The organism is Treponema sp. Marseille-Q4523 (assembly GCF_016901105.1).
In the GTDB taxonomy this organism is placed as follows: domain Bacteria; phylum Spirochaetota; class Spirochaetia; order Treponematales; family Treponemataceae; genus Treponema_D.
The window spans coordinates 1-5559 of the sequence record NZ_JAFEVM010000062.1; the positions used below are offsets into that span (position 1 = coordinate 1).

At 48.0% G+C, this 5559-nt stretch carries 6 protein-coding genes; 5 read left to right on the forward strand and 1 reads right to left on the reverse strand.

Features of this window, described 5'->3' with window-relative positions:
* Positions 1–67: 67 nt before the first annotated feature.
* Entirely contained in the window at positions 68–550 is a 483-nt protein-coding gene (locus JSQ97_RS12350) for a hypothetical protein (RefSeq protein WP_205076322.1), read from the reverse strand.
* A gap of 252 nt (positions 551–802) precedes the next feature.
* Between JSQ97_RS12350 and JSQ97_RS12355 the strand changes: the two genes are divergently transcribed.
* From JSQ97_RS12355 to JSQ97_RS12375, 5 genes are all read left to right on the forward strand, one after another.
* Positions 803–1120, forward strand: coding sequence for a helix-turn-helix domain-containing protein (locus tag JSQ97_RS12355; protein WP_205076323.1), 318 nt, complete (start codon positions 803–805; stop codon positions 1118–1120).
* A 363-nt stretch (positions 1121–1483) separates the two neighbouring features.
* On the forward strand, positions 1484–2665 hold the full coding sequence (locus tag JSQ97_RS12360; protein WP_205076324.1) for a THUMP domain-containing class I SAM-dependent RNA methyltransferase: 1182 nt from the start codon (positions 1484–1486) through the stop codon (positions 2663–2665).
* Positions 2666–2678: 13 nt separating this feature from the next.
* Entirely contained in the window at positions 2679–3287 is a 609-nt protein-coding gene (locus JSQ97_RS12365; protein ID WP_205076325.1) for a TetR/AcrR family transcriptional regulator, read from the forward strand.
* A gap of 71 nt (positions 3288–3358) precedes the next feature.
* A complete protein-coding gene (locus JSQ97_RS12370) occupies positions 3359–4609 on the forward strand; it encodes a DUF763 domain-containing protein (protein WP_486389580.1) in 1251 nt (416 codons plus the stop codon).
* Between the two features lie 20 nt (positions 4610–4629).
* On the forward strand, positions 4630–5337 hold the full coding sequence (locus JSQ97_RS12375) for an SAM-dependent methyltransferase (protein WP_205076327.1): 708 nt from the start codon (positions 4630–4632) through the stop codon (positions 5335–5337).
* The last annotated feature ends 222 nt before the right edge of the window (positions 5338–5559 follow it).

Consider the following 5559-nt stretch of genomic DNA (forward strand, 5'->3'; position numbering starts at 1 on the left):
AATTTCAGTAAAGCCTTACTGCATTTTGCAGAACTGAAAAGCAGTAAGGAATAGTATAAAAATTATTCTAATCAAACTGCGGTATTATCTGTTGTACAATATTTCCGCTTGCATCCATAAATGCAAAAGTTTGTGTTTGATACATCCATTTCAATGTAAGTACATCGCCGGATTTTACATCCGCCAATTTTGTCAATCGTAATTCGGTTTTTTTGTATTGTATTATTGGTGTACCGAACAAAGGATTATATCCTGCCAACACAGGACAAAGAATGGTAAAAATAATAGGCTTCCCATTAAGTTTTATGTATAGGGGATTTACATAGTTTTTAGTCGGCAGCGCTCCTGTAGCTTCTCCATTAACGTGGGTTATATAAAGTCTTCCCACATTCGGGTCATTTGTCAGATTCAAAGCAATAGTATCATCTGCTTCTATTCCATATTGTTGTTTCTTTAATGTAGTACAGCTGCTGAATAAACCGAATGCTAAACACAGTGCGGTAAAATACGCTACAATTCTAGCCATTGAAATTAATCCTTTTTGATTCATTTTAACCTTCCTTTATTCATAATGTTTTTCATTATGAGTTTATTTTAGATGATGGATATATGTTTAATCGGTTCTACTCTCTACTTGTTATAGTCAGAGCAATCAAACATTTATTCCCTCATCGTTATTCTTATTTTTTTCTCCTGAGCCATTTAATTATATGCTATCAGCAAATAAATCTATCTTCTTATCTATAATAATACGCCTATAGCAAGTTGTCAATAATTTTTATTTGCTTTTAGCATAAAAAAAATGAATTTACGAAGTATCTTTATCGAAAACTTAAAGAGCTGCAGAAAAGAAAAGGGACTTTCTCAAATGAAGCTTGCGGAATTATGCGGTACGTCGACGAGCTATATCGGAGAAATCGAAATCGGTAAAAAATTTCCGTCCGTAGAAATGATACAACAAATCGCCGCTGCACTTCACATAAAACCGTATCGTCTGTTTACGGACAGCGAAGATTTATATATGCTGCATCCCGACATAACGATAAAGAATAAATTGATTTCCGTACTTCAATCGAGTATAAAAGAAACAATAGAACGCGAGTTTGGAGAAAACGTCTAAACGATGCCGAGTGCAAAACAGTACATTCTGTTTAACTGCAAGTTTGACAGGCAAATCGTTTTCTTTTGAAAACTCGCGGGTATACGTGTGCGCGCTCGCAGAATGATCAAAACGACAATGCCTGTTCCGATTCGCAATATCACTTTCGTTTACGAAAGACTTACGCCCGCGTGGAGCACCGCGCAGCGTCCGCGCGTTAGCGCGGATGAGGGTTACCGAAGTGCGGAAGGCGGGATCTTCCGATCCGCTTCGTCCTGATAATTATTAATTATTAAAAATTTCCATTGCCGGCGATTTCGACGTGCAAAATCGCAAAATACGACAATTGCACAAAATCCGTAAAAATGTTATTTTTAAAGCCGTATGAATACCCTCGTTGCACTCTGCGCCGTCGGCGCGGATAAAATACTCGGCAATGAAATCAAACACCTCGGCTACACGCTCGCGGGAAACGCGCCCGGACGTGTTTTTTTTACCGGCGACGATGATGCGCTTTTTCGCGCGAACCTGTGTCTCCGCACGGCCGACCGCGTATATTTGCAGGCGGCTTCTTTTCAGGCGGCCGATTTCGATTCGCTTTTTGCCGGCACTTATGCGGCCGATTGGCAGGATTTATTAAAAAAAGACGTGCGCGTCGTCGTGGACAAAGTGCGCTCGCATCACTCGAAATTGAATTCGGAACCGACGATTCAAAGCATGGTGCAAAAAGCGATCTACAAAAAACTCGGCGACAAGTGGCGCATGACGACACTCCCCGAATCGGGAGAAACGGCTGATGTACGCGTATATATCGACAACGATAAGGTGAACGTCCTGCTCGATCTTTCGGGAGAGCCGCTGTACAAACGCGGTTACCGCACGGGAGGAGGGACGGCGCCGCTTCGCGAAACGGTTGCCGCGGTGCTGCTGCAGGAAATGCTGTGGCGCAGAAGAACGCCGCTGCACGACCCCTTTTGCGGTTCGGGAACGATCGCGATCGAAGCGATGCTCTTCGCGCACAATATCGCGCCGGGGGCAGGCAGGAGCTTTGCGCTCGAACACCTTGCCGTTTTTAATAAAAAACGCGCGGACGAGATCCGTGCGCAGGAAGCGGAACGGATCAGAACGGATGTCGAAGTGCGCGTTACCGGAAGCGATATCGACATAGAGGCGGTAAACCGTGCAAAAGCGAACGCCGAACACGCATGCGTTGCGGCCGGACGCGCTTTGCAGTCCATCGGAAAAGACAACCGCATTCCGCGCCCCGATTTTATACAATCGGATTTTATCGATTTGGCGGCTCCGTACGATGAAGGGCTTTTGCTGTGCAATCCTCCGTACGGCGAGCGGCTCGGAGACGAGGCGGAAGCGGAAGCCCTCTACAAAAAGATGGGCGCACTGTGGACGAATTTTCCGAATTGGCAAATCGGCGTCATCACCGCAAGCAAACAGTTTCAAAAATGCTCGGGTCATTATGCGGACAAATTGAAAAGTTTTAAAGCCGGGAATCTCGATACGCATTTTTATATGTACTCGATATCTTCCGGCAAAAAAGAAAAAGCGTAGGCGGAGGGCTTTCATGGCGATCATCGTCGAACACGAAAAACGTAAACGAAAGATACTCGAAAAAGCGCTCGACGTTTTCGTTGAAGAAGGCTACGAAGACGTCACCTTTCAAAAGATCGCCGACCGATGCGGTATTACGCGGACGACGCTGTACATTTATTTTAAAAACAAGCGCGAGATTTTTTTATGGAGCATCAAGCAGCTCGTATCGGGAATCGAAACGACGATCATGCAGATCGTCAACAATACATCTTTCAACACGGAAAAATGTTTCCGAAAAATGCTGATGAGTATCGTCGATGCGATCGGAGAAAATAAAAAGCTGTTCAGTGTTCTGCTCCTGTATTTGATACAGCTGCAAAAATCGGGCGTCGATCCGAGGGAGCGTGTCATGCGGCGCGTCATCAAATTACGGCATATCATGACGACGCTGCTCATCCGCGGCGCGAAATCGGGTGAATTCAAAAAGATAAACGTCAAAGTCGTAAACGATATGTTTTACGGTTTGATCGAATCGGCGATCTTCCGTCTCGCCGTCCTCGCCCAGGAAAATATCGACGACATACGCGACATACTCAACTTCGCCGTCGACGGCATAGTCGTAAAGAGGAGCCGCGCTTGAATGCACGGCGTACGGGATGCGCGGATCTGCCGCTGCATCGGGGCACAGTCCCAATATGGCTCGCCGAGCGTATGAAAAAACTGGGCACGCTGATCGTCGAATCGATCATTCAAAATTACGGTAAGCGCGAAGTACTCGTGCGCTTGAGCGATCCGATGTGGTTTCAGTCGTTCGGTGCGGTGCTCGGCATGGACTGGCATTCGTCGGGCATCACGACGAGCGTCATGTATGCGCTCAAGCGCGGACTGAACGAACGCGGACGGGAACTCGGCATCTGTGTGTGCGGCGGACGCGGAAAATATTCGCGCAATACACCGAACGAATTATTATTTTTATCGGACGCTGCGGGGCTCGACGGAACTTCCCTCGTGCGCGCAAGCAAACTTTGCGCAAAGGTCGATAACAACGCCGTCCAGGACGGCTTTCAGCTGTATCAGCACAATTTTATCGTTACCGACGAAGGCGATTGGGCGGTCGTACAGCAGGGCATGAATGCCGCGTCGCGCACGGCGAGGCGATACCATTGGTGTTCGCCGAAACTGCGCTCTTTTGTCGAAGAACCGCATACGGGCGTCGTCGGAGAAACGCAAGGCGAAATCTTAAACCTCACCGATCGGGCGGCGCAAAGGACGCGCGCTGCGATCGTCGAAATCGCACATGAAAATCCAGACCGTATCGTGCGCGCACTTTCGCATATCGCATCGCCTTCTGCAGCAATCGTCGTGCCGAGAGAGCCTGAACTTTTTCCCGGCCTCACCGAAAACGCAGTCAAAGCTGCGGAAACCGTTTGCCCCTTGTCCGCCCCGCACTCGAACGACGTCGCAAAAACGGCTCGCATTTCGCACTCATCGCGCTCCATAACGATGAGCGCACGTCACGACGTACGCGCCGAAGACATCGATTTAAAAAGGCTCGGTGCCGTGCTCGCGCTATCATACGAAAGCCCTCCGGAAGATTTCGAATCGTTTTTACTCACTCCCGGTCTCGGGCCGCGCACGCTGCAGTCGCTTGCGCTCGTAAGCGAAATCGTATACGGAACGCCGTCGCGTTTTACCGATCCCGCGCGATTTTCGTTTGCACACGGAGGAAAAGACGGGCATCCCTTTCCCGTGCCGTGCAGGATTTACGATGAAACGATCCGCGTACTCGGAGACGGTATCGAAAAATCGAAACTCGGCGACACCGATAAAACCGAATGCCTGCGACGGCTGTATGCGACACAGCTGCAGATCGAACGCTTTTGTTCGCCTAAAGCCGACTTCGACAAAGCAGTCGCGTATGAAAAAGCGCATTCGAAATCGTGGGACGGTCGACAAGTGTAATAATCGGGGAGATTGAGATTATGGAAGCGGCATTATACCTTATTCCGACGACGCTCGGCGACACGGAAATCGAACGCGTCATCCCGGAATACAACAGACGTATTATCTCGGCGATAAAATATTTTATCGTTGAAAACGTGCGGAGCGCACGGCGTTTTCTCAAAAAGATCGACCGCGCAATAGACATAGACACGCTGACCTTTTTCGTGCTCGACGAACATACCGATTTGACAAAAATCGAGCCGTTCCTCGCGCCGCTTAAAACAGGCTTTGCAACCGGCGTCATTTCGGAAGCAGGCTGCCCCGCAGTCGCGGATCCCGGTGCGGCTGTCGTCGCGCTCGCGCACAAAAAAGGCTTCCGCGTTGCCCCTCTTGCAGGACCCTCTTCGATCATCATGGCGCTTATGGCGAGCGGTTTTAACGGACAGAACTTTGCATTCAACGGCTATCTCCCTGCAAAGCCCGATGCGCGCGTACAACGGATCAAACAGCTTGAAAGCCGCGCATACAAAGAAAAACAGACGCAGCTTTTTATCGAAGCGCCGTACCGCAATATGCAGCTTTTGTCGTCGCTCCTCTCATCGCTCAAGGGTGAAACGAAACTCTGCATAGCGGCGGGCATCACATGCGGCGAAGAATTTATCCGCACGAAGTCCGTTTCCGAATGGAAAAAGTCACCGCTTCCCGAAATCAATAAAATACCCGCGATCTTTTTGCTGTATGCATAAACAACACCGCACGAGGCTATATGATCAATAATTATTAATTCTATTTACACGAATACACTGCGACAAAGTTATTGATTGTATCGGTGTTTTATAAAACAGTGTGCATATCATACGGTATTTTTAATAATTATTATTAATTTTATTTTTAAAAGCAATCAAGTTTGCGCTTTCAGAAAAACGGCATCGGTATTTTTCCGCTCCTGTTTTCGCTCTGCATTATAC